1 pseudogene is annotated in these 559 nt (G+C 51.5%); it reads left to right on the top strand.

Annotated features, from left to right (window positions below):
• A pseudogene (gene fliI, locus R8N47_RS27425) lies at positions 1 to 559 on the top strand (flagellum-specific ATP synthase FliI); the annotation flags it as partial.

Below are 559 nucleotides of genomic sequence, written 5' to 3' on the forward strand. Positions count from 1 at the left end.
CAAAGATGTACTTTTGTTGATGGATTCCCTAACGCGTTACGCGATGGCTCAACGTGAAATCGCGTTATCTTTGGGGGAACCGCCAGCGTCGCGCGGCTATCCGCCTTCGGTATTCAGTGTGTTACCGCAATTATTAGAGCGAGCGGGTAACAGTGAAAATCCTCATGGCAGCTTAACGGCGATTTACACTGTACTGGCGGAAGGCGACGATCAGCAAGACCCAGTCGTGGACTCTGCTCGTGCCATTTTGGATGGACACGTTGTGTTGTCGCGCCAGCTGGCGGAACAAGGGCATTATCCGGCGATTGATATCAACGCTTCTATCAGCCGTTGTATGAGCACTTGTACGCAACCTGCTCATTCCACCATCGCAAACAACTTCCGCCAAATGTACTCCAATTACCTTCAGGTGAAAGAGTTACTGCCGCTTGGTGGCTATCAACCGGGTCAGGACCCTGAGTTGGATCAGTCTGTGTCGATGTATCCGCATTTGCGTTCGTACTTACAGCAATCAGCGAACGAGGCGGTGGATTACACCACAAGTTTGACTGAGCTGGCT

It is taken from the genome of Vibrio sp. 2132-1 (assembly GCF_033344315.1).